At 65.0% G+C, this 21,526-nt stretch carries 16 protein-coding genes and 1 pseudogene; 8 read left to right on the top strand and 9 right to left on the bottom strand.

The features are described from left to right. Positions 1 to 12: 12 nt before the first annotated feature. From ACVISU_RS19040 to ACVISU_RS19050, 3 genes and pseudogenes are all read right to left on the bottom strand, one after another. Positions 13 to 1,993 (bottom strand): annotated as a pseudogene (locus tag ACVISU_RS19040) (acetyl/propionyl/methylcrotonyl-CoA carboxylase subunit alpha). Then, the gene (locus ACVISU_RS19045; RefSeq protein WP_456707937.1) at positions 1,990 to 3,618 is read right to left on the bottom strand and encodes an acyl-CoA carboxylase subunit beta; all 1,629 of its coding nucleotides are present in this window, start codon (positions 3,616 to 3,618) and stop codon (positions 1,990 to 1,992) included. The pseudogene ACVISU_RS19040 and the gene ACVISU_RS19045 overlap by 4 nt, the downstream one beginning before the upstream one ends. A 132-nt stretch (positions 3,619 to 3,750) precedes the next feature. Next, the gene (locus ACVISU_RS19050; RefSeq protein ID WP_050401823.1) at positions 3,751 to 4,617 is read right to left on the bottom strand and encodes a BKACE family enzyme; all 867 of its coding nucleotides are present in this window, start codon (positions 4,615 to 4,617) and stop codon (positions 3,751 to 3,753) included. Between the two features lie 222 nt (positions 4,618 to 4,839). On the opposite strand from ACVISU_RS19050, the gene ACVISU_RS19055 reads away from it, so the two are divergent. Both ACVISU_RS19055 and ACVISU_RS19060 read left to right on the top strand, forming a co-directional pair. Beyond that, the gene (locus tag ACVISU_RS19055; protein WP_456707938.1) at positions 4,840 to 5,268 is read left to right on the top strand and encodes a hypothetical protein; all 429 of its coding nucleotides are present in this window, start codon (positions 4,840 to 4,842) and stop codon (positions 5,266 to 5,268) included. Continuing rightward, the gene (locus ACVISU_RS19060) at positions 5,255 to 5,785 is read left to right on the top strand and encodes a hypothetical protein (RefSeq protein WP_456707939.1); all 531 of its coding nucleotides are present in this window, start codon (positions 5,255 to 5,257) and stop codon (positions 5,783 to 5,785) included. Before ACVISU_RS19055 ends, ACVISU_RS19060 begins: the two co-directional genes overlap by 14 nt. 13 nt (positions 5,786 to 5,798) lie before the next feature. Here ACVISU_RS19060 and ACVISU_RS19065 read toward each other — a convergent pair whose 3' ends face one another. The 4 genes from ACVISU_RS19065 to ACVISU_RS19080 all read right to left on the bottom strand — a co-directional run bounded on the left by ACVISU_RS19065 (position 5,799) and on the right by ACVISU_RS19080 (position 9,900). Continuing rightward, positions 5,799 to 6,629, bottom strand: coding sequence for a helix-turn-helix domain-containing protein (locus ACVISU_RS19065; RefSeq protein WP_050401821.1), 831 nt, complete (start codon positions 6,627 to 6,629; stop codon positions 5,799 to 5,801). A gap of 174 nt (positions 6,630 to 6,803) precedes the next feature. Next, positions 6,804 to 7,460, bottom strand: coding sequence for a glutathione S-transferase family protein (locus ACVISU_RS19070; protein WP_050401820.1), 657 nt, complete (start codon positions 7,458 to 7,460; stop codon positions 6,804 to 6,806). Beyond that, complete coding sequence (locus tag ACVISU_RS19075) at positions 7,460 to 8,629, bottom strand: acyl-CoA dehydrogenase family protein (RefSeq protein ID WP_456707940.1); 1,170 nt, start codon at positions 8,627 to 8,629, stop codon at positions 7,460 to 7,462. Before ACVISU_RS19075 ends, ACVISU_RS19070 begins: the two co-directional genes overlap by 1 nt. Before the next feature lie 134 nt (positions 8,630 to 8,763). Continuing rightward, positions 8,764 to 9,900: an acyl-CoA dehydrogenase family protein gene (locus ACVISU_RS19080; RefSeq protein WP_456707941.1), complete on the bottom strand. Its 1,137-nt coding sequence runs from the start codon at positions 9,898 to 9,900 to the stop codon at positions 8,764 to 8,766. Positions 9,901 to 10,104: 204 nt separating this feature from the next. On the opposite strand from ACVISU_RS19080, the gene ACVISU_RS19085 reads away from it, so the two are divergent. The 3 genes from ACVISU_RS19085 to ACVISU_RS19095 all read left to right on the top strand — a co-directional run bounded on the left by ACVISU_RS19085 (position 10,105) and on the right by ACVISU_RS19095 (position 14,028). Continuing rightward, positions 10,105 to 11,685 (top strand): acyl-CoA synthetase, encoded by a 1,581-nt coding sequence (locus ACVISU_RS19085; RefSeq protein ID WP_456707942.1) that lies wholly within the window; start codon positions 10,105 to 10,107, stop codon positions 11,683 to 11,685. 88 nt (positions 11,686 to 11,773) lie between these two features. After that, positions 11,774 to 12,994 (top strand): ABC transporter substrate-binding protein, encoded by a 1,221-nt coding sequence (locus ACVISU_RS19090; protein WP_456707943.1) that lies wholly within the window; start codon positions 11,774 to 11,776, stop codon positions 12,992 to 12,994. Positions 12,995 to 13,317: 323 nt separating this feature from the next. Next, the gene (locus ACVISU_RS19095) at positions 13,318 to 14,028 is read left to right on the top strand and encodes a DUF1614 domain-containing protein (protein WP_456707944.1); all 711 of its coding nucleotides are present in this window, start codon (positions 13,318 to 13,320) and stop codon (positions 14,026 to 14,028) included. 10 nt (positions 14,029 to 14,038) lie between these two features. Here ACVISU_RS19095 and ACVISU_RS19100 read toward each other — a convergent pair whose 3' ends face one another. Then, complete coding sequence (locus tag ACVISU_RS19100) at positions 14,039 to 14,803, bottom strand: helix-turn-helix domain-containing protein (protein ID WP_456707945.1); 765 nt, start codon at positions 14,801 to 14,803, stop codon at positions 14,039 to 14,041. 252 nt (positions 14,804 to 15,055) lie between these two features. Between ACVISU_RS19100 and ACVISU_RS19105 the strand changes: the two genes are divergently transcribed. The 3 genes from ACVISU_RS19105 (at position 15,056) to ACVISU_RS19115 (ending at position 20,437) form a co-directional block, all read left to right on the top strand. Further along, positions 15,056 to 17,275 carry a marine proteobacterial sortase target protein gene (locus tag ACVISU_RS19105; protein WP_456710857.1) on the top strand — a complete coding sequence of 740 codons (2,220 nt, stop codon included), beginning with the start codon at positions 15,056 to 15,058 and terminating at the stop codon, positions 17,273 to 17,275. 202 nt (positions 17,276 to 17,477) lie between these two features. Continuing rightward, on the top strand, positions 17,478 to 18,047 hold the full coding sequence (locus ACVISU_RS19110) for a class GN sortase (protein WP_456707946.1): 570 nt from the start codon (positions 17,478 to 17,480) through the stop codon (positions 18,045 to 18,047). Positions 18,048 to 18,214: 167 nt separating this feature from the next. Beyond that, positions 18,215 to 20,437 carry an acetate--CoA ligase family protein gene (locus ACVISU_RS19115; protein WP_456707947.1) on the top strand — a complete coding sequence of 741 codons (2,223 nt, stop codon included), beginning with the start codon at positions 18,215 to 18,217 and terminating at the stop codon, positions 20,435 to 20,437. Positions 20,438 to 20,544: 107 nt separating this feature from the next. On the opposite strand, the gene ACVISU_RS19120 is transcribed toward ACVISU_RS19115, so the two are convergent. After that, a complete protein-coding gene (locus ACVISU_RS19120; RefSeq protein WP_456707948.1) occupies positions 20,545 to 21,306 on the bottom strand; it encodes a S1 family peptidase in 762 nt (253 codons plus the stop codon). Positions 21,307 to 21,526 lie beyond the last annotated feature (220 nt).

Consider the following 21,526-nt stretch of genomic DNA (forward strand, 5'->3'; position numbering starts at 1 on the left):
GGACGACACCACTTATGCGGCGGCCTCGATTTCCACCACGATCTTCCCTGTCGTCACCTGCTCGCCTTCGGCAACATCGATGGCCGACACCGTGCCCGCGACACCCGCGGTATGTACGTGCTCCATCTTCATCGCCTCCAGCGTCATCACCGGCTGGCCGGCCGCGACCTTGTCGCCGGCCTTCACCAGCACTGCGACGACCCGGCCGTTCAGGGCGGCGCGGACCTTGCCGTCGCCGCCGGCGGCCGCCGCGCTCTCCGGCGGCGCGAGCGTGAGATCGTGCGCCGACAGCGTGACGCCGCGATGCAGGATGTGCAGCCGATTATCATCGCGCAGGAACCTGGCCTGCTCCATCAGGCCATCATGATGGAAGCGGATGCTGTCCTGACCGAGCTCATCGATTGCGAAGCTGAAGCGATCGCCGTTGCGGGTCGCGACGTAGCTGCCGTCGCGCTCGCGGACAATCTCGATCTCCTGCATGCCGTGGCCGAGATCGATCCGCAAGCCGAGCGGGAACGTCGCCGATAGCGAGCGGCCGCGCTGCCATGGCGGCGCGTGCGGATTGGTGACGTAGAGCAGCAGCGCCGCAAGCGCGAGGTCGCTGCCGCGATCGGCCCGGGGCGCCAAAAGCACGTCGCGGTTGTTGCCGATGAAGGCCGTGGTCGCCTCGCCCTTGGCAAAGACCGGATGACGCAGGCAGTCGATCAGGAATCCCTGATTGGTCGTAACGCCGAAAGCTGTGACCTGCTCCAGCGTGCAGATCAATCTGCCGCGCGCCTCGCCGCGGGTCGCGCCATGGCTGATGACCTTGGCGATCATCGAATCGTAGAACGGCGGAATTTCCGAGCCGGACTGCAACGCGTGCTCGACACGGATGCCAACCGGCATCTGCCAGCGCGCCATGGTGCCGGATTGCGGCATGAAATCATGCCCGGCATCCTCCGAGCAGAGCCGTACCTCGATGGCGTGGCCGGAGAAGGTGACGTCCTCCTGCCTCAGGCCGAGCGGCTCGCCCCGGGCGACACGCAACTGCAATTCGACCAGATCGAGCCCGGTGATCGCCTCGGTGACGGGATGCTCGACCTGCAGCCGCGTGTTCATCTCCATGAAGTAGAAATTGCCGGGCGCGATCGAGCAGGAACTCCAGCGTGCCGGCGCCCTCATAGCCGATCGCCTTGACCGCCTGCACGGCGACTGCCCCCATCCGCGCGCGCAGCTCCGGCGTCACCGCGGGCGACGGCGCTTCCTCGATCAGCTTCTGATGCCGCCGCTGCACCGAGCAATCGCGCTCGCCGAGATGGATGGCGTTGCCATGGCGGTCGCCGAACACCTGGATCTCGATGTGGCGGGGATCGACAATCGCGCGCTCGAGGATGACGGTGGGATCGCCGAACGCGCCTTGCGCCTCCGAGCGCGCACTGCGCAGCGCGTCCGGAAATGCCGCAGCATCCGCAACCAACCGCATGCCGCGGCCGCCGCCGCCGGCGACCGCCTTGATCATGACGGGGAAGCCGATCTTCTTCGCCTCGGCCAGCATGACGGTATCGCTCTGGTCGGCGCCCTGATAGCCGGGCACGCAGGGCACGCCGGCCTTCTGCATGATCTCCTTGGCGCCGGCCTTGTTGCCCATCGCACGGATCGCCTCCGGCGACGGGCCGATGAACACCAGCCCCGCATCGCGGCAGGCCCGGGCAAAGTCCTCGTTCTCGGCGAGGAAGCCATAGCCGGGATGCACGGCCCCGGCGCCGCTCGCCTTGGCGGCTGCGATGATCGCGTCGATCTTCAGATAGGATTGCGCAGGCAGCGCCTCGCCGATCCGCACCGCCTGATCGGCTTCGCGCACATGCAATGCGTCGCGGTCGGCATCGGAGTAGACCGCGACCACGCCATAGCCGAGCCGCCGCGCCGAGCGCATGATGCGCAGCGCGATCTCGCCCCGGTTGGCGATCAGGATCTTGAAGAACGGCGTTCGCTTCACGATGGCTCCGCTCATGGCCGCGCCACCGAGAACTGCATGCGCTGCGGGCTTCGCGCTTCGGCCTCGCGGCAGATCGCCAGCACCTCTGACAGCACCGTCCGCGTGTCGCGCGGATCGATCACGCCGTCGTCGAGCACGCGGGCGCTGGTCGAGAACACGTCCATCTGGCTGTCGAACACGCCTGATATCTGCGCCTTCATCGCCTCCAGCTTCTCCTTCTCAATCGGCTTGCCGCGCCGCGCGGCTGCCGCCTCGGTTACGATCGCCATGGTCTCGGCGGCCTGCTCGCCGCCCATCACCGCGGTCTTGGCATTGGGCCATGAGAAGCAGAACCGGGGATGGAAGCCGCGGCCGCACATGCCGTAATTGCCGGCGCCGAACGAGGCGCCGCAGTACAGCGTGATCTGCGGCACCGTCGCCGAGGTCACCGCCTGGATCATCTTGGAGCCGTGCTTGATCATGCCGGCCTCTTCATAGGCCTTGCCCACCATGTAGCCGGTGGTGTTGTTCATATAGAGGATCGGGGTGCGCGACTGGCAGCAGGACTGGATGAAATGCGTCGCCTTGTTGGCGCCGGGCACGTCGAGCGGGCCGTTGTTGGTGATGATGCCGATCGCCTGTCCTTCGATGCGGGCGTGGCCGCACACCGTCGCCGGGCCGTAATTGGCGCCGAACTCGGTGAAATCGGAATCGTCGATGAAGCGCGCGATCGCCTGGCGCATGTCGACGGGCCGCTTGTGGTCCATCGGCATGATGCCGAGCAGCTCCTCCGCATCGTAGCGCGGCGGCTTGAACGCCGCGGGTTTGGGTGCCGGCCGATCCCGAGGACGGTCCCACGGCAACTTGCCCATGATCTCGCGCGCAATGCGGAGCGCGTCGCGGTCGTCCTCGGCGAGATAATCGCCGAGCCCGGAGATCTGCGTGTGCATCTCGGCGCCGCCGAGCTCTTCCTCGGTCGCGATCTCGCCGGTGGCGGCCTTGAGCAGCGGCGGCCCTGCAAGGAACGCGCGGGTGCGGCCGCGTACCATCACGATGTAATCCGAAAGGCCGGTCTGGTAGGCGCCGCCCGCGGTCGAGGAGCCGTGGGTCACGGTCACGACCGGCAGCCCGGCCGCCGACAGCCGCGCCAGATTGCGAAAGATATTGCCGCCGCGGACAAAATCCTCGACGCGGTAGCGCAGCAGATTGGCGCCGGCGCTCTCGACCAGCTGTACGTAAGGCAGCTTGTTCTCCAGCGCGAGCTCCTGCACCCGCAGCGTCTTGTCGAGGCCGTAAGGTTGCAGCGCGCCGGCGTCGATGCCGGCATCGTTGGCGCTGACCATGCAGCGGATGCCGGAGACGAAGCCGATGCCGGCAACCAGTCCGCCGCCGGGCACGCTCTTGTCCGCATCCGGCACATCGAACATGTAGCCGGCGAGGGTCGAGAGTTCGAGGAACGGCGAGCCGGGATCCAGCACCAGCGCGACGCGCTCGCGCGGCAACAGCTGGCCGCGTTTGTGGAAGCGGTCCTTGGCCGCAGCGGATGCGGCGCGCGCGCGCTCCTCGAGGGCGCGCATCCGGGCGATCAGCGCCAGCATGCCGTCCCGATTGCCCTGGAACGCGGCGCTGCCGAGGGCGATGGTGTTTTCGATGATGGCCATGGCTAACCTTCTTCGTCATTCCGGGGCAGCCCGAAGAGCTGGGCTACGATGTGCAGTTGCACGTCAGAGAATCCATACTCCGATCGCGGTTATGGATTCCGGGCTCGCGCTGCGCGCGCCCCGGAATGACGATCAGTGCCTGACACCAAAGATTTGCCGCGCTTCCGCAGGGCTCGCGATCTCGCGGCCGGCCCGGCGCGCACATGCCGCGAGGCCTTCGACGAGCTGCCCGTTCGACGTCACCTTGGTGCCGTCGCCGAGATAGAATGTATCTTCCAGGCCGCTACGCAGATGGCCGCCGAGGTCGGCGGCGCGCTGGTGCAGCGGCCAGATCTCGGCGCGACCGATCGCGGTGACCTGCCAATGCGCTTCCGGCGCCTTCAGCTTGAGCAGGATCGGCAGCAGTTCCGGATCGGCCGGCATGCCCGAGGCGACACCCATGACGAAATTGTATTCGAGCGGGCCGGAGTACATGCCGGTCTGCCGGTACATCCCGACGCAGCGCACGATGCCGACATCGAAGCACTCGAATTCGGGAATGGTGCCGGCGACCTTCATCACGTCGAGATAATCCTGCACCTTCTCGACGGCGTTATCGAACATCATCGGCGGCCAGGCCCAGGTGTTGTCGGCCTTGACCTTCAGATAATTCAGCGAGCCGGCATTGCAGGCCGCGATCTCGGGTTTTGTCTCGCGGACGCAGTCGAGCGCGCCCTGGTAGTTCGGGCCTGAGGTGCCGGTGGTGTGATTGATGATCACGCCGGGACAGGCCTCGCGGATCGCCTGCTGGATCTCCTTGCTGACGCCGACGTCCCATGACGGCAGATGGCCTTTGTTCGGCTCCTGCTGGCGCAGGTGGATGTGCATGATGCTGGCGCCGGCGTTGAACGCGGCCCTGGCCTCGCGCGCCATCTGTTCCGGCGTCACCGGGACGTTGTGCTGTTTCGGGTCGGTAAGCACGCCGTTCAGCGCGCAGGTGATGACGGCCTTGTCGCTCATGAGTCTGTTGTCCGCTTTGCAGCGCACCTGCGCTGCTGATTTTCCCATGATGAGAACTTTGCCTTCGCGCCATCTTGCGTTGACTGGCTAACGCTCGCGCGCTCAGCCAACGATTGATTTGATCGTCATCCGGGCCGACCACGCCCGACCGGTATGGACTCGTCGCGGCCGGTGTGGTCGAAACATCCTCCACATCATCTGGCGCAGGCAAGCGATGCAATGATGAAGCTCAAATCCCTGTCTGCCATCATCCTTGGCGCCGTCATGTTCTCGACATCGGCTGCAGCGGCAGAGCAAATCTGGCTCTCAGGCGTCGACCCAGTTGTCCAGGCCGATCGCGGCGAGCGAGTGGCGAGCGACTTCATGACGTTATTTTCCCCAAACGCGGATTGGCACCGCGCGGCTGCGGCGATCCAGGTCTTCAAGCTCTCCACCCAGTTCCTGCACCGATCGAGCGATGCGGACCTCGCCGCCGTGATCCGCGACCTTCGCCGCCGCCACATCGCACTCGCCATGGAGGCCGAGATTCTGGTCGCCACGACCCGCTGCGGAAACGGCGTTCCCGGCTTATACCACCGCAGCCGTCATCAAGAAGGCTGCGGACCGCGTCGCGGCGCAAGGCGGCGAGATCGCCTATGTGGCGTTCGATGAGCCGATGACCGGGGGGCATCTCGCGCACAGCGGTTGCCGATACAAGACCGAGGACCTGGTCGATAACATCGCGCCGAACATCCGGACCCTGAAAGCGGCGTTCCCGCACGTCCAATTCGGCGACATCAAGCCCGTAACGGATCAGACGCCGGGACGTTTCGATGAAATTCTGAGATTTGCCGAGCTGTTCAAGGCGAAGACTGGCGAGCCCTTGACCTTTCTGCAGGCCGACTTGATCTGGCAAAGCAACTGGCGGCCACAGCTCATGGTCTGGAAGACACGGCTGCACGCGGCAGGCCTCAGCTATGGTGTCGTGATCGACGGCGATCCGGCCGACCGCAACGACCTGGCGTGGACGAGCCATGCTGTTCAACGATACCGTGAGCTGGTCGCCGATCCCGCGATTTCGCCGGACGCCTTCATCATCCAGAGCTGGCAGCCTCGACCGACCCATATGCTGCCGGATGGCAATCGGGACACCTTGACCTCAGTGATCGTCCAGGCGGTGGCGCACTGACGCTCGCTTCCTGCTACGTCACCGCCCTCTCACTCGCCGACTGTCCGGTGCGATAGATCGCAAGATCCCGCGAGCCGGAGAAGATCGCGCGCGGCTTCAGGCCGTAGAAGCGGCGGATCGAGTGGCTGAAATGGGTCGAGTCGGGATAGCCGATATCCTGCGCGAGATGCGCGAGGTTGATGTCCTGGTTGGCGAAGTGCAGCAGATGCCGCGCGCGCTTCCAGGCGCGGAAGGAGCGGAACGAGATTCCGGTCTCCTCCTTGAACAGATGCAGGAAGCGCGAGGGCGACAGCCCGGCCTCGGCGGCGCAGCCTGCCGCGGTCACCGGTTCGCCGGAGAATTCCCCGATGCGGCCGATCGCGCGAACGACGCGCGGATCGAGCACGCGCTGGGGCAGCGCGTCGCCGAAGCACATGGTGTCGAACTCGGCATTGGCGATCGCGTCGCGATGCTGCATCTCGGCAAGCGTCCCATAGGCGTTGCGAATCCGGCTCGCGAACAGATGAGAATCGGGCCCTTGCAGGCGGCGGGCGACGGCTTCGAGCGTGCCGTCGGGCACGCTTTCCGGCTCGATCGCAACGCAGATCGCGGATCGATATTCGCTGGTGATGGTGTGGCGCAGGTTCGGCATCGTCACGGCTAGCTCGCCATGCGACTCGCGGCCTTCGCTGGTCGACAGATGCAGGCCGTCGCGGATCGCGACATAGACGTGGAATGCGCCGGGACAGCGCTCGCGCGGGCGGCCGAGCAGCCCGGCATAGAACACCCGTTCCGGCGTGATCAGCATCCGGTGGCCGGATGGCTGACCGGAGTTCTGGCACTTCGCGTCCACGATCGCGTCCATGGCGGTTCCTCCTCGCGCGGCTCTTTGGGCCGCTGCGGCGGAGCTACCATAGCGCAAATTCGTAAGCTGTCATCGACGCGAATTGTCGTCATTCCGGGCGATGCGACGCATCGAACCCGGAAATGACGAGGTTCCGGGTTCAATGCTGCGCATTGCTCCGGAACGACGGACTAATCAAGGCCGCGCCCGCGGCGCAACGTTCTGTTCCAGCCCGGCTTTTTGCTCCGACGCCACCGCGCGCTGGTAACCTTCGCGCTGCTGCAGCCGCGCCCAATAGGCCGCGACATTCGGCCCAAAATCCTTGGCGAGGCCGATATTGCTGGCAAGCCGAAGCGCATAGCCGTTGGTGATGTCGGCGGCCGTGAAGCGTTCCGCGCAGAGGAATTCCGATTTCGCGGCGGCGGCCTCCACCGCACGCAAGCGGCCCAGGAACCATTTTGCATAGTCGCCCGAGACCTGCGGACTGCGCCGCTCCTCCGGCTCCAGCTGGCTGTAGCGCAGCACCAGCGTCTGCGGAAAGGTCAGCGTCGCATCGGAGAAATACATCCAGTTCAGGAACGCGCCATAGGCCGGCTCGTCGGGACCTACGATCAGCGGCGTCGGTCCATATTTGGTGCCGAGGTAATGGCAGATGCCGGAGGACTCCGTCATCCTGGTCTCGCCATCGACCATGAACGGAATCGTGCCGAGCGGATTGATGCCGAGATATTCCTTGGCGAATACGCGCGGCGGGAACGGGAGCATCTTCAGCTCATAGGACAGCCCGAGCTCCTCCAGCATCCACAGCGGACGGAACGAGCGCGCGGCATCGCAGTGATAGAGCGTGATCATCAGGCATTTCCCTTTTGCTTCATGCCGGGCAGCGTGCCCATCATCTTGCACAATACCATCAGCATCACCTCATCGGCGCCGCCACCGATCGAGGTCAGGCGGCTGTCGCGATAGGCCCGGCTGACCGGCGTCTCATTGGTGAAGCCCATGCCGCCCCAATATTGCAGGCAGGCGTCGGTGAGCTCGCGGCCGAGCCGGCCGGCCTTCAGTTTCGCCATGGTCGCAAGCCGGGTGACATCCTCGCCAGCCACCAGCGCCTCGCCGGCGCGATAAACCAGCGAGCGCAGCAGCTCGACCTCGGTCTGCATCTCCGCGAGCTTGAAATGCACCACCTGGTTATCGAGGATCGAGCCGCCGAACGCCTTGCGGCTCCGGGTGTAGTCGATGGTGGCGTTGATGATGAATTCATGCGCCTTCAGGCAGGCGGCCGCGCCCCACAGCCGCTCCTCCTGGAACTGGATCATCTGGTAGGTGAAGCCTTGCCCTTCCTCGCCGATCCGGTTGCGTTTCGGCACCCGGACATTGTCGAAGAAGATCTGCGCGGTGTCGGAGGAACGCATGCCGAGCTTGTCGAGTTTTCGCGCGACCTGGACGCCCCTGGTTTTCATCGGCACGCAGATCAGCGACTTGTTGCGATGGACCGGGCCGTCGCTGGTGTTGGCAAGCAGGCAAATCCAATCAGCCTGGGTGCCGTTGGTGATCCACATCTTGCCGCCATTGATGACGTAGTCATCGCCGTCGGAGCGCGCATGGGTCTTGATCGAGGCGACGTCGGAGCCGGCGCCGGGCTCGGAGACACCGATGCAGGCGACCTGATCGCCCGCGATCGCGGGGGCCAGGAATTCGCGCCGCACCTCGTCTGAGCCGAACCGCGCCAGCGCCGGCGTCGCCATGTCGGTCTGCACCCCGATCGCCATCGGCACGCCGCCGCAGGTGATCGCCCCGAACTCCTCGGCCATCATCAGCGCGTAGGAATAATCCAGTCCCTGGCCGCCGAATTCGACCGGCTTGTTGAGGCCGAGGAAGCCGAGATCGCCGAGCTTCTTGAACAGCTCATGCGCCGGGAAGATGCCGGCCTGCTCCCATTCGTCGACATGGGGATTGATCTCGGCCGCGATGAACTTTTGCAAGAGCCGGCGGGGCTCGTCGTGGTCGGCCGTGAAGAGCATGGTTCTTACCTCGTCATTCCGGGGCGACGCGAAGCGGCGAGCCCGGAATCCATTTCATATCCAATCTGCGGCCTGATGGATTCCGGGCTCGCGCTCCGCGCGCCCCGGAATGACGACGATTGTGCTGAGCGCATTTAAAGTCCCATCTGCCTTGACGCGAGATCCTTCATGATCTCCTCGGTACCGCCGCCGATCGCGTTGACCTTGACCTCGCGATAGATGCGCTCGACCTTGATGCCGCGCATGAAGCCGGCGCCGCCGAAGATCTGCACCGCCTCGGAGGCGCAGTGCGCCATGGTTTGCGTCGCCTGGTTCTTCATCATGCAGATTTCGGCGACCGGGCTTTCGCCCTGGCCGAGCCGCCACGCCAGCATTTCCAGCATCGCCTGCGAGGCCGCGACCTTCTGCGCCATGTCGACGATCTTGTGCCTGATCACCTGGTGCTGGGCGATCGGCTTGCCGAAGGTCTTGCGTTCCTTGGCATAGGCAACCGCCTCGTCGAGGCAGACCCGCGCATAGGCGGTGCAGCTTGCCGCCATGCCCATGCGCTCGCTGTTGAAGTTGTACATGATCTGCTTGAAGCCCTGGCCTTCCTCGCCGATCAAATTCTCGACCGGCACGCGGCATTCGTCGAAATGAAGCGTCGCGGTATCCGACGCCCACCAGCCCATCTTCTTCAATTTGGTGCGCGTCAGGCCCGGCGTATTGCCTTCGATCAGCAGCAGGCTGACGCCGCCGGGGCCCTCGCCGCCGGTGCGCACCGCGACCGTCAGATAGTCGGCGCGCATGCCCGAGGTGATGAAGGTCTTCTCGCCGCTGACGATATAATGATCGCCGTCGCGCCGCGCCTTGGTCCGCAAATTGGCGACATCGGAGCCGCCGCTCGGCTCGGTGATCGCGAGCGCGGAGATCTTCTTGCCCGCAAGCACCTCCGGCAACACCCGCGCCTTGACCTCGGGGCGGGCGGCACGAGCGATCGGCGGCGAGCCGATGGTGTGGCTCATCAGGCTCGCGGAGACGCCGCCGGCGCCGGCGCGTGCCAGCTCCTGCGAGGCCACGATCTTCATGAACTGGTCGGCGGCGACCCCGCCATATTCCTCCGGGAAACCGAGGCCGAGCAGCCCGATCTCGGACGCCTTGGCATAGAGCTCGCGCGGAAACTCGCCCTCCTCGTCCCATTGATGGGAATAAGGCTCGATTTCCTTCGCCACAAAGCGCCGCATCACCTCGCGAAAGGCTTCATGCTCGCCGGTGTAGAACGGGTTTGCCATCCGCGTGCTCCGTTGATTCTTGCGGCTGACGATGTCCGGATTTTTCCCGGTTCACTTGCGTCGAGTGGCTGCCGGCCGGACCGGGTTTCCCGCCAGCCACTAAACGCAAGACAGTATCCCGATACGCCCCCTCCACTGCCAATTCATGGCATCAATCGAGCCAGGGACAGGCGGCGCAAGACTGCCGTTCCGGAGGAGGGAAAATTGCCGGTTCGTTATTACGACTGGATCGCGCATCATCGCCGGCGTACGCCGGACAAGACGGCGCTTGTCGATCTCGCAAGCCGTCGCCGCTTCACCTATGCGGAGCTCGACGCCCGCGTGTCGCGGCTCGCGGACCATCTGCGCGACGCCTTGAGGGTCGCGAGCGGCGACCGGGTCGCGGTGCTGGCGCTGAACACCACGGATACGCTGGAAGTGCAGTTCGCCTGCTTCCGGATCGGCGCGGTCTTCCTGCCGCTCAACACCCGCCTCACCGTTCCCGAGCTGCGCTACATCACCGGCGACGCATCGCCCAAAGTGATGATCCACGACGACGAGCTCGCCGAGACCGCGCTTGCGGTCGCCAAGCTCTGCGGCGTCGCTTCGACCGTGCGGCTCGGCCCCGGCGGCGCCTATGAGGCCGGCATCGCCGCGGCCAAACCGCTCGAACGGTTCGAAGAGGTCACGCTCGATGACATCTCGACCATCATGTACACCTCGGGCACCACGGGCCAGCCCAAGGGCGCGATCATCACGCACGGGATGACGTTCTGGAATTGCGTCAATCTCGGCGGCCCCGCTTACATCTCGCCGGCCTCCGTGCTGCTCACGGTGCTGCCGCTATTCCACACCGGCGGGCTGAATTGCTACACCAACCCGGTGCTGCATGCCGGCGGCACCGTGCTGATCATGCGCAATTTCGACCCCGGCGAGGCCTTGAAGCTGATCGGCGATCCCGCGCACGGCATCAACGTGTTCTTCGGCGTGCCCGCGATCTACCAGTTCATGGCGCAGCATCCGGCGTTCGCGACCGCCGATTTCAGCCGCCTGCTGATCGGCGGGGTCGGTGGTGCGCCGATGCCGGTGCCGCTGCTCAAGACCTGGGAGGCGCGCGGCGTCGCACTGCAGCAGGGCTACGGCATGACCGAGACCTCGCCGGCGGTGATGGTGCTCGACCGCGAGGATGCCGCGCGCAAGGCCGGCTCATCCGGCAAGCCTGTGCTGCATACTGAAGTGAGGATCGTGCGACCCGACGGCAGCGATGCCGCAGTGGGCGAGCTCGGCGAACTCTGGGTCAGGGGCCCGAACATTACGCCGGGCTATTGGAACCGGCCGGACGCCAACGCCTCTTCCTTCACTGACGGCTGGCTGCACACCGGCGATGCCACGCGGATCGACGAGGACGGCTTCTACTACATCGTCGACCGCTGGAAGGACATGTACATCTCTGGTGGCGAGAACGTCTATCCGGCCGAAGTCGAGAGCGTGCTGCATCAATTGGCAACCGTGGCCGAAGCCGCCGTGATTGGCATCCCGAACGAGCAATGGGGCGAGGTCGGGATGGCCGTGATCGCCGTGAAGCCGGGCCATACGCTGACCCCGGCCGAGATCCACGCGCATTGCCAGGCCAATCTGGCGCGGTTCAAATGTCCGCGCCTGATCGAATTCATCGATGCCCTGCCGCGGAATGCGACAGGCAAAATTCATAAGCCGACGCTCCGGCTGCAATTCAGCCAGCCGAAAGCCGACCGATACCGCGGCGTGATCCGAGACGCGCCTCGCGCGGCCCGGACTCCGCTGTGACAGGAATTGCCCCGCAACCGTCTGCCGGGACCGGCTGCGGGTTCGTTGCGTCAGTCCCCAACCAGAATCAATCGAGGAAATTGCCTTTATGAAAATCACAAAACTGTCGCTGCTGGCCGCCGCCGCGGCGCTCTGCCTGCTTTCCAGCCAGGCCGCCTTTGCACAGAAGAAATATGACACCGGCGCCTCCGACACCGAGATCAAGATCGGCAATGTCGAGGCCTATAGCGGTCCTGCCTCCGCCTACGGCATCATCGGCAAGACCGAAGAAGCCTATTTCAAGATGATCAACGAACAGGGCGGCATCAACGGCCGCAAGATCAACTGGATCTCCTATGACGACGGCTATTCGCCGCCGAAGACCGTGGAGCAGATCCGCAAGCTGATTGAGAGCGACGAGGTGTTCCTGGTGTTCAACGCGCTGGGCACGCCGACCCAGACTGCGGTGCAGAAGTATCACAACGCCAAGAAGGTGCCGCAGCTCTTCCTCGCCACCGGCGCCAGCAAGTGGAACGATCCGAAGGATTTCCCGTGGACGATGGGCTTCCAACCGAGCTATCGCGTCGAGGCGCGGATCTTCGGCAAATACATCCTCAAGGCCAAGCCAGACGCGAAGGTTGCGATCTTCTATGCCAATGACGATTTCGGCAAGGACTACCTGGTCGGCCTGAAGGAGGTGCTCGACAAGTCGAGCGTCAAGATCGTCGCCGAGGAAAGCTACGAGACGACAGAGCCGTCGATCGATTCCCACATCGTCAAGCTGAAGGACACCGGCGCCGACGTGTTCGTCAACATCTCGACGCCGAAATTCGCGGCGCAGGCGATCAAGAAGATCGCCGAGCTCGGCTGGAAGCCGATGCACGTGATGACCGACGTCTCGATCTCGATCGGCGCGGTCATGAAACCCGCCGGTCTCGAAGCCTCCGAAGGCGTGCTGTCAGCCGGCTACCTCAAGGACGCCTCCGATCCGCAGTGGAAGAACGACGAGGGCATGAAGAAGTTCATGGCCTTCGCCGAGAAGTACATGCCCGGCGCCAATCTGTCCGACGCCAATCTGGTCTATGGCTACGCCGCGGCGCAGACCATGGTGCAGGTGCTGAAGCAGTGCGGCGACAATCTGACCCGTGAGAACGTGATGAAGCAGGCCGCCAGCCTGAAGGATTTCACGCCCGACACGCTGATCCCCGGCATCCGGATCAACACCAGCGCGACCGACTTCGCGCCGGTCGAGCAGCTCAAGATGATGCAGTTCAAGAACGGGCAATGGGAGCTGTTCGGCGACATCATCAGCGCCGAGACCGGCGGCTAGGACTGATCGCGTTACGGAACGTCAGCGTCGCGGAGCCGCCCATCCGGGCGGCTTCGTTTTTACGGCCCTTCGCAGATTGGCGCCTGCCGAGTTAATTCCGCCGTCGACCACTCTTACACCGTCACCCTGAGGAGCGCGCCCTTGCGCGCGTCTCGAAGGGTCGACGGCCCCGGCCGTGGCCGTGCATCCTTCGAGGCTCGCAAGAGCTCGTACCTCAGCGATTCGAGACTTACAAGGATGACGGAATCGGCACCTTCCTTGTGATCCCACCAAGAGAACCCTACGTAACATAGGAGCCAATCCGAAGCCGGATCGTCTAGCCGATGCATTCCCAAGTTCATTATCTGCCGCTGACGCCGGGATTCTTCTCGATCCTGGTGTTCGCGGCCATCGCGCTGGTGGTCCTGATCCAGCTTCGCATCCTGCGCTACGCCTATATGCGGCTCGGCGTCGGTCCCGGCGTCGCATTGCTGCTGCTGTTCGGGTCGCTGATCGGCAGCTACTTCAATATTCCGATCACGGTGCTGTCCGGCCCGCCGGTGCGAGCGGGGCAGATCGTCGATTTCTTCGGCATGCGCTATGTGGTGCCCTACCTTGCATCGCCGAGCACGATCCTTGCCGTGAACGTTGGCGGCGCGGTGATTCCGGCCGCGATGTCCGCCTATCTGATGCTGCGTTATCAGCTCTGGCTCAGGGCCGCTATCGCGACCGCCGTGATCGCGGCCATCGTCCATGCAAGCGCGACGCCGGTGCCAGGCATGGGCATCGCTGTCCCGGTATTCGTTCCGGTGGCGGCCACGGCGATCCTCGCCCTGCTGCTGTCGCGCGAATATGCAGCGCCGCTGGCCTATATCGGCGGCTCGATGGGAACGCTGCTCGGCGCGGACCTGTTGAACCTCGACAAGATCGGCAGCCTCGGTGCGCCGATCGCATCGATCGGCGGCGCCGGCACGTTTGACGGCATTTTCCTGACCGGCATTCTCGCCGTGCTGATCGCCGGCATGGTCGCGCCTGCGCGTCCGAGAGCGGCGTAACCTTGCCTCATTATCCCGGCAAGAAAATCGCGAACGGCTCGTCGATCGTGCGCCGCAGGTGCTCGCGATAGAGCGCGAAGTTCGCGTCATCGGCCGATACCCGGCCGAGACTCGGCTTCGGCACGTTCTTCACCGGCAGGAACGCGATCGGCGCAGCGACCGGCGTCAGCAGCGAGCCGCGGCCGGCGAGCAGCGTGGTGATGATGCCGTACATCTCGCCGGAATTGCGCGGCCGCGAGACCGTGATCACGCGATGCTGGCCATGCCGGTTGGTGACGAGATAGACGAAGCCGGATTCATTGGGCACCGCCACCTCGCCATATTGGGTGTAATCGGCATCCTGCCGCTCGCCCTCGCGGAAGCCGAGCGATGACGCCGCATCGTCCCAGGCGATCTCGGTGCGATAGGCATACAACGCGTCCGGCTCGCCGAACGACGGACGCACCGTGATGTAAGTCCCTTCGATCCGTGCCACCGCACGGCGCGAATAGGATCCGAGACTGTCGGGCGCGATGCCGCCATTGACGGGCGCGGTTACCGTGATCGTCTCCGGCAGCTTGCGCAAGGACACGCCGAGCGCCTGCTCGAGCCGCACGGTGGTCGCCAGCGTGAACGGGCGGCGGCCACCAAGCACCTTCTCCAACGTCGACAGGCTGAGCTTGGCCTGCTCGGCCAGCGTCTGCCGCGAGATGCGGCGGCGCGCGATTTCCTCCCGGATGGTCTCCGCGACCTGCCGGCTCTGCTCCGCGGATAGCTGCTTGTCAGGCGTCGGCATCCAGATTCCTGCCCGGTTCCCCTCGATTCAGGCAGTCTAGCAGACCGGACAATCCATCACAAAACCGCACAAACCCGCCTCGGCCGGCGGCGGGCCGCGCCGGACGGCGGCCAATCATTGCCGATCATTCTGCTCGCGCCGAAACCGCCGCTCTCCATGATTGCGAAGCAGCGAAAGCCTCGCTCGGGAGTGACGAAGATGACGATTTACGATGCATGTGAGAGCAGCCCGCAGATCCGGATGTCGCGCCGGATGCGCATTGCGCTGTTCTTCCTGGTGGAGGGTGTGGCCGCGCTGGCGATCGGCTTTGCGGCGCTGTTCGTGAGCTTTGATCCGGTGTGGTCGGCCGAGGTGCCGCAACAGGCGGTGCTGCGGCCAAGCGATGCGCGCTCCGGCTCGCTGCTGTTCAAGACCGACGACGGCTACAGGGATGCACTGAGGCTCGGCGTCGATGTCGACCTCGCGGTGTCGGGGCCGACCGTCCGCGCCCGCGTCACCCAGATCTTCCGCAACCCGACCAAGGACTGGGTGGAAGCGACCTATGTCTATCCGCTGCCGGCCGGCGGCGCGGTCGACACGCTGAGGATGGTGGTCGGCGATCGCATCGTGGTCGGCGACATCAAGGAGCGGCAGCAGGCCCGCGCGATCTACGAGCAGGCCAAGCAGAACGGCCAGAAGGCCGCGCTCACCGAGCAGGAGCGGCCGAACATCTTCACCAACTCCGTGGCTAATATCGGCCCCGGCGAAACCGTCCTGGTGCAGATCGAGTATCAGGAGCCGGTGCAGCAGAACGGCAACGAATTCTCGCTGCGGGTGCCGATGGTGGTCGGCCCCCGCTACAATCCGCGTCCTGTCGTGCAGAGCGTCGACCTCCGTGCAGACGGCAGCGGCTGGGGCGCCACCACGACCGATCCGGTGCCGGACCGCGATCGCATCGCCTCCGAGGTGCTTGATCCCGCGACGAATGGCCCGGTCAATCCGACCAACATCACGGTGCACCTCAACGCCGGCTTCGCGCTCGGCGAGGTGAAGAGCCATTTCCACCAGGTCAGGATCGAGAGCCCCGACAGCACGACGCGCATCGTCAAGCTCGCCGAAGGCCCGATACCGGCCGATCGCGATTTCGAGCTGACCTGGAAGCCGGCCGCCGAGAAGGCGCCGTCGGTCGGGCTGTTCCGCGAGCATGTCGGCAATTCCAACTATCTGCTGGCCTTCGTCACGCCACCGTCGGTCGAACAGGCGCAACAGAAGCAGCCCCCCCGCGAGGTGATCTTCGTGATCGACAATTCCGGCTCGATGGGCGGCACCTCGATCATCCAGGCCAAGGCGAGCCTCATTTACGCGCTCGGCCGCCTGCAGCCGACCGACCGCTTCAACGTGATCCGCTTCGACGACACCATGGACACGCTGTTTCCAACGCCGGTCGCGGCGACCAGCGACAATCTCCGGAACGCGACGTCGTTCGTCAGTGCGATACAGGCCCGCGGCGGCACCGAGATGGTGCCGGCGATGCGCGCGGCTCTCTCCGACACAAGCCATGACGACGCCGACCATGTCCGCCAGGTGGTGTTCCTGACCGACGGCGCGATCGGCAACGAGCAGCAATTGTTCGAGACCATCAGCGCGCTACGCGGCCGCTCGCGCATCTTCATGGTCGGGATCGGCTCGGCGCCGAACACCTATCTGATGACGCGCGCCGCCGAGCTCGGCCGCGGCACCTTCACCCATATCGGCTCCGTCGAGCAGGTCGACGAGCGGATGCGTGACCTGTTCGCCAAGCTGGAGAATCCCGCGGTGACCAACCTCGCCGCAAAATTTTCCGAGGCGACGGCCGACCTGACGCCGTCGGCGCTCCCCGACATCTATCGCGACGAGCCGCTGGTGCTGGCTGCGAAGCTCGACAAGCTCACCGGCTCGGTCGAGATCAAGGGCCGCATCGGCGATCGTCCGTGGAGCGTGACGCTGCCGCTCGCGAATGCCGCCGAAGGCAAGGGTCTCTCCAAGCTGTGGGCACGCCGCAAGATCGCGGACGCCGAGGTTGCGCGCACCACGCGGCAGGCGAGCCCGGAGGACGCCGACAAGACCATCCTTGCGCTGGCGCTGGAGCATCAGCTTGTGACGCGGCTGACCAGCCTCGTTGCAGTCGACAAGACGCCGAGCCGTCCCGAAGGCGAGCCACTGAAGCTCTCCGAACTGCCGCTCAACCTGCCTGCTGGCTGGGATTTCGCAAAGGTGTTCGGTGAGCGTCCGCGCCTGCCGGCCGCCCTGGGCGAGCGTCGCGCCGACGCCGGCGACGGCAAGCTGCAGCTCGCCGCGCTGAAGCGATCACCGGTCGCAGCTCCAGATCCCGGCATCATCCAGCTGCCGAAGACCGCGACCGATGCCGAGCTGAAGATGATCGCAGGCGTGATCCTGCTCACGGTCAGCCTTCTGCTTCTGGTGTTCAACCGGCGTCAGACGTCGTCCCACTGACGTCGGATGAAAGGAGGAGGTGCCCCCGACCTTCTCTTTCAGAGCGCGCGCGGCCTTCTCACCCGTCCCCCCGGGGGCCGCGCGCGCCACTTTTCTCACCAAGCGTCATTGCGAGGAGCGAAGCGACGAAGCTATCCATGGGTCCGCACATGCCGCTCGATGGATTGCTTCGCTTTACGCTCGCAATGACGGGAGTAAGAGCATGCCCCGCTTCATCCCGCCCCTCGCCTTCGCCCTCATCGGCCTGATCCTGTTCGGCCAGGGCGCCTACATCCATGCCAAGGCGCTGCTTGCGCAGGTGCTGCTGGAGCGCGCCTTTACACAGAGCATCGCAACCGGCCATCCGGTAAAACCGTGGCGCTGGGCCGACACCTGGCCGGTGGCCAGGATCGAGGTGAAGCGCCTGCATGCTTCCGCGATCGTGCTGGCCGGGAGCAGCGGCCAGGCGCTGGCGTTCGGTCCCGGCCATGTCGAGCAGAGCGTCGATGCCGGCCAGCCGGGCGTCGCGGTCTATTCCGCGCATCGCGACACCCATTTCCGGTTTCTGAAAGATGTCACAATCGGCGACGAGATCGACGTCACGCGAAGCGACGGCAGGATGTTTCGCTACCGCGCCGATCGCAGCGCGGTCGTCCGCTTCGACCAGTCCGGCATCGATCCGCTCACCGACCGGTATGAGCTGGTGCTCTCGACCTGCTGGCCATTCGACGCGCTGACCTCGGGCCCCGAACGCTATCTGCTGCACGCGACCATGATCGAATCCGGTTCCTGACGCGCACCGATTTTGCGCCTGCCGGGATATTGCAAGCGTTGCCCTGACTTGCAGCAGCGTGAGTTGCTACCCCCTTCCATCGGCCATAAAAACAATGAAAATCACGTTCTGCGGTGACCCGCCGTGGGCCAGAGGAAACGAACAGAACAAGGATAAGGGCAGGCTCCATGGAAGCTTTCGCAGGCAGCACGTCACACTCGTCCCGCAAATGGGCACCGCCCGCTGACGCCAGCGACATTGTCAAAAGCGTCCATGCGATGCTGCACCCGCGCAACATTGTGCTGGTCGGCGCCACCGACAAGCCCGGCAACTACGCCGAACGGATCTGGAACAATCTCATCAAATACCAATATGCCGGCGGCCTGTTTCCGATCAACGCCAAGCGCGAAACGATCTGGGGCGTCACCTGCTACAAGGATTTCGCCAGCCTTCCCGAAAAGCCCGACCACGTGCTGGTGCTGGTGCCGGCCCGCTTTGCCGTGCAGGTGATCCGCGACGCGGCCGCTGCCGGCGCCCGCTCGGCGACCATCGTCACATCGGGCTTCAGCGAGCTGCAGGACGAAGAAAGCCAGCGGCTCGCAGTCGAGCTGAAGCAGGCGATCAAGGAGACCGGGCTCGCGGTCACCGGCCCAAATTGCCTCGGCAATCTCAGCGCCGGCGAGAACCTGTTCACCAATATCGACGATCGCATCGTCACGATGGAGCCGGGCGAGGTTGCGATCGCCGGCCAGTCCGGCGCGATCGTGATGGCGATCCGCCAGGCTCTGGAGGATCGCGGCGTCGGCGTCGGCTACATGGTCACCACAGGCAATGAATCCGGGCTCGAGACCCCGGACCTGATGAGCTATTTCGCCGCCGATCCGAGCATCCGGGTCATCGTGGTCTATCTCGAAGGCGTCAGGAACACCAAAGTATTCCGCGATGCCTGCAAGGCGGCGCGCGCCGCGGGCAAGCCGGTGATCGCGCTCAAGCTCGGCGCCTCCGAGGGTGGCCGGGCCGCCGCGATGGCACATACCGGCGCGCTCGCCGGCTCGATCGAGACATTCGATGCGATCTCGACCCGCGAAGGCGTGATCCGCGTGCGCGGGCTGGATGAATTGATCGAAACCACCGAATGTTTCGTCCATGCCGACCCGCCGAAGGGCAACCGCCTCGCGGCGGTGTCGCTGTCGGGCGGCAAGCGCGGCCTCTTGATCGACGCGTTCTATTCCGCCGGCCTGAATTTCGCGCCGCTGAGCCCCAATGCATCGGAGCAATTGGCGAAGATGCTTGGGCCCGGCAGCATCGTCGGCAACCCGCTCGACGCCGGCTTCGCCGCGGTGGTCGATCCTTCCGTCTACATGAAGTCGATCAAGATCATGATCGACGATCCCGACACCGACATCGTCATCATCGACGCCGAGCTGCCGAAGGCGCCGCACGAGCTGCGCGAGCGCAATCTGCGGATCGTCAACGACATGGCGGGCCAGGCCAACAAGCCGGTGATCTATATCAGCGCGATGTCGATCGGCTTCACTGACTTTACCAAGGGACTACGCAAGTCGCTGCCCAATATCGCGGTCTTGCAGGGCCTCGACCGCGCGGTCGGCGCGATCAAGTCGTTGATCGAATATTCCGGTCTGCGCAAGGAAGTGCCCGACATCGTGTCGAGCTCGAAGGCCTCCGCGCGCGCGGTGCTGGAGAAGACGCTGAAGGCCGCCAACGGCGCCGCCGCGCTCGACGAGGTCGCCTCGAAGCAACTGCTCAAGGCCTACGGCATCCCGATCTCGAAGGAAGACGTCGCGCAGACCGCGGCCGAGGCCGTGAAGATCGCCAAGACGATCGGCTTCCCGGTGGTCGCGAAGGTTGTCAGCCCCGATATCCTGCACAAGTCGGATATCGGCGGTGTGGTCCTGAACCTTGCCAACGCCGCAGAGGTGAAGAAGGCGTTCAACGACATCACCGCGCGGGTGAAGAAGCTGAAGGGCAAGCCGAAGCTCGAGGGCATCCTGATCGCGCAGCAGGTCAAGGCCGACCTCGAGCTCGTGGTCGGCGCCTCGCTCGATGCCGAGATGGGCCCCGTGGTGCTGTTCGGCACCGGCGGCGTCGACATCGAGCTGATGAAGGACGTCGCCCTTGCCGGCGCGCCGCTCGATGCCGCCGAGGCGAAAGAGCTGATCGCCAAGACCAAGGCCGGAGTCAAGTTGAAGGGCTATCGCGGCAAGCCTGCGCTGCACGAGGCGTCGGCGGTGAAGGCGCTGGTCGGGCTCTCCAACCTGATGGCCGACGCCAATGGCCGCATCGCCTCGATCGACGTCAATCCGTTCCTGATCAACAGCAAGCTCGGCGTCGCCGTCGACGGCCTGATCGTGCTGAACAACGCCGCCGCCAACAAGGCGGCGGGGCATTAGGTTTCAGACGCGCGCGCTCTACGTTCCGTTATCCTGAGGTGCGAGCGGAGCGAGCCTCAGGATGACGGAACTGCGAGTGCGAGCCGTCCGAAGCATACAATTTTGGGCTAAAAGCTCGCGCCCCACTGCAGCGCGGTCTGCATCACCCAGTCGCGATAGAGCGTAAGCGGCGTCACGCCGGTGATGCCGCCGCAGCCGGCGGTGCCGTTCGGGCCGGTGGACCAGCTCACCACGCCGACGATGACGGGTCCGCCTTGCTTGTCCTCGAACACGGGCGCTCCGGAATCGCCGGTGCAGGCGCCAAGTCCGTCGCGCACACCCTGCCCGACCGGATCGACGAGACGGATCTGCAGCGTGCCGGGCTTACCGCTCGCGATCAGGCCCGCGACACGAATGCTGCCGCCGCTCTTGCCGTCGCCGCTGACGGTGACACCGACACCCGCGACGGTAAAGCGGCCGCCGGTCTGGATCGGAATGTTGGGCATGCCCAGCACGGCCGGCGCCTTGCCAGCGACTGGCGCCGCAAGCTGCAGCAGCGCGACATCGGCGGTCGCCACATGATTGGTCATCGCCTGCATCCGAAACCCGGGATGGATCGCAACCGTCTTGACGTCCTGCAGCTTCGGCTGCCGGTCCGGCCCATACTCGACGATCTTGTAGTCGGCACCGGGCTGCACGCAATGTGCCGCAGTCAGCACCACCTTCGGCGCGATCAGCGCGCCGGTGCAGAAATTGCCACGCGAGCCGACGATGGTGACGACGGCGCGCGCGACGCCATCCGTCGATGGTGCGCCACCACCGACGATCGCTACCGCCGGCGTTGCCATCACCAGGGTCAGAAGGGCTGCCGCTCGAATAAATCTCGTCATGGAACCTTGCCGATCTGCCTGAATCTAAGCACGTGCGAGGCGCGCATTGCCTCGCTCACGCCGCATCTTGGAGAACACACAATGTTGTACAGAGCATCCGGGCCCGCACGCGTCAATTGTCTAAATATCTAGCGGTCGATGACTACGGCGTTGAAGTCGCCTTCAGATTTCCTGCATCGCCATCGCACGCCCGCTCCCCGCGTCTTCGTCTTGTCGCGAT

It is taken from the genome of Bradyrhizobium sp. USDA 4452 (assembly GCF_054063575.1).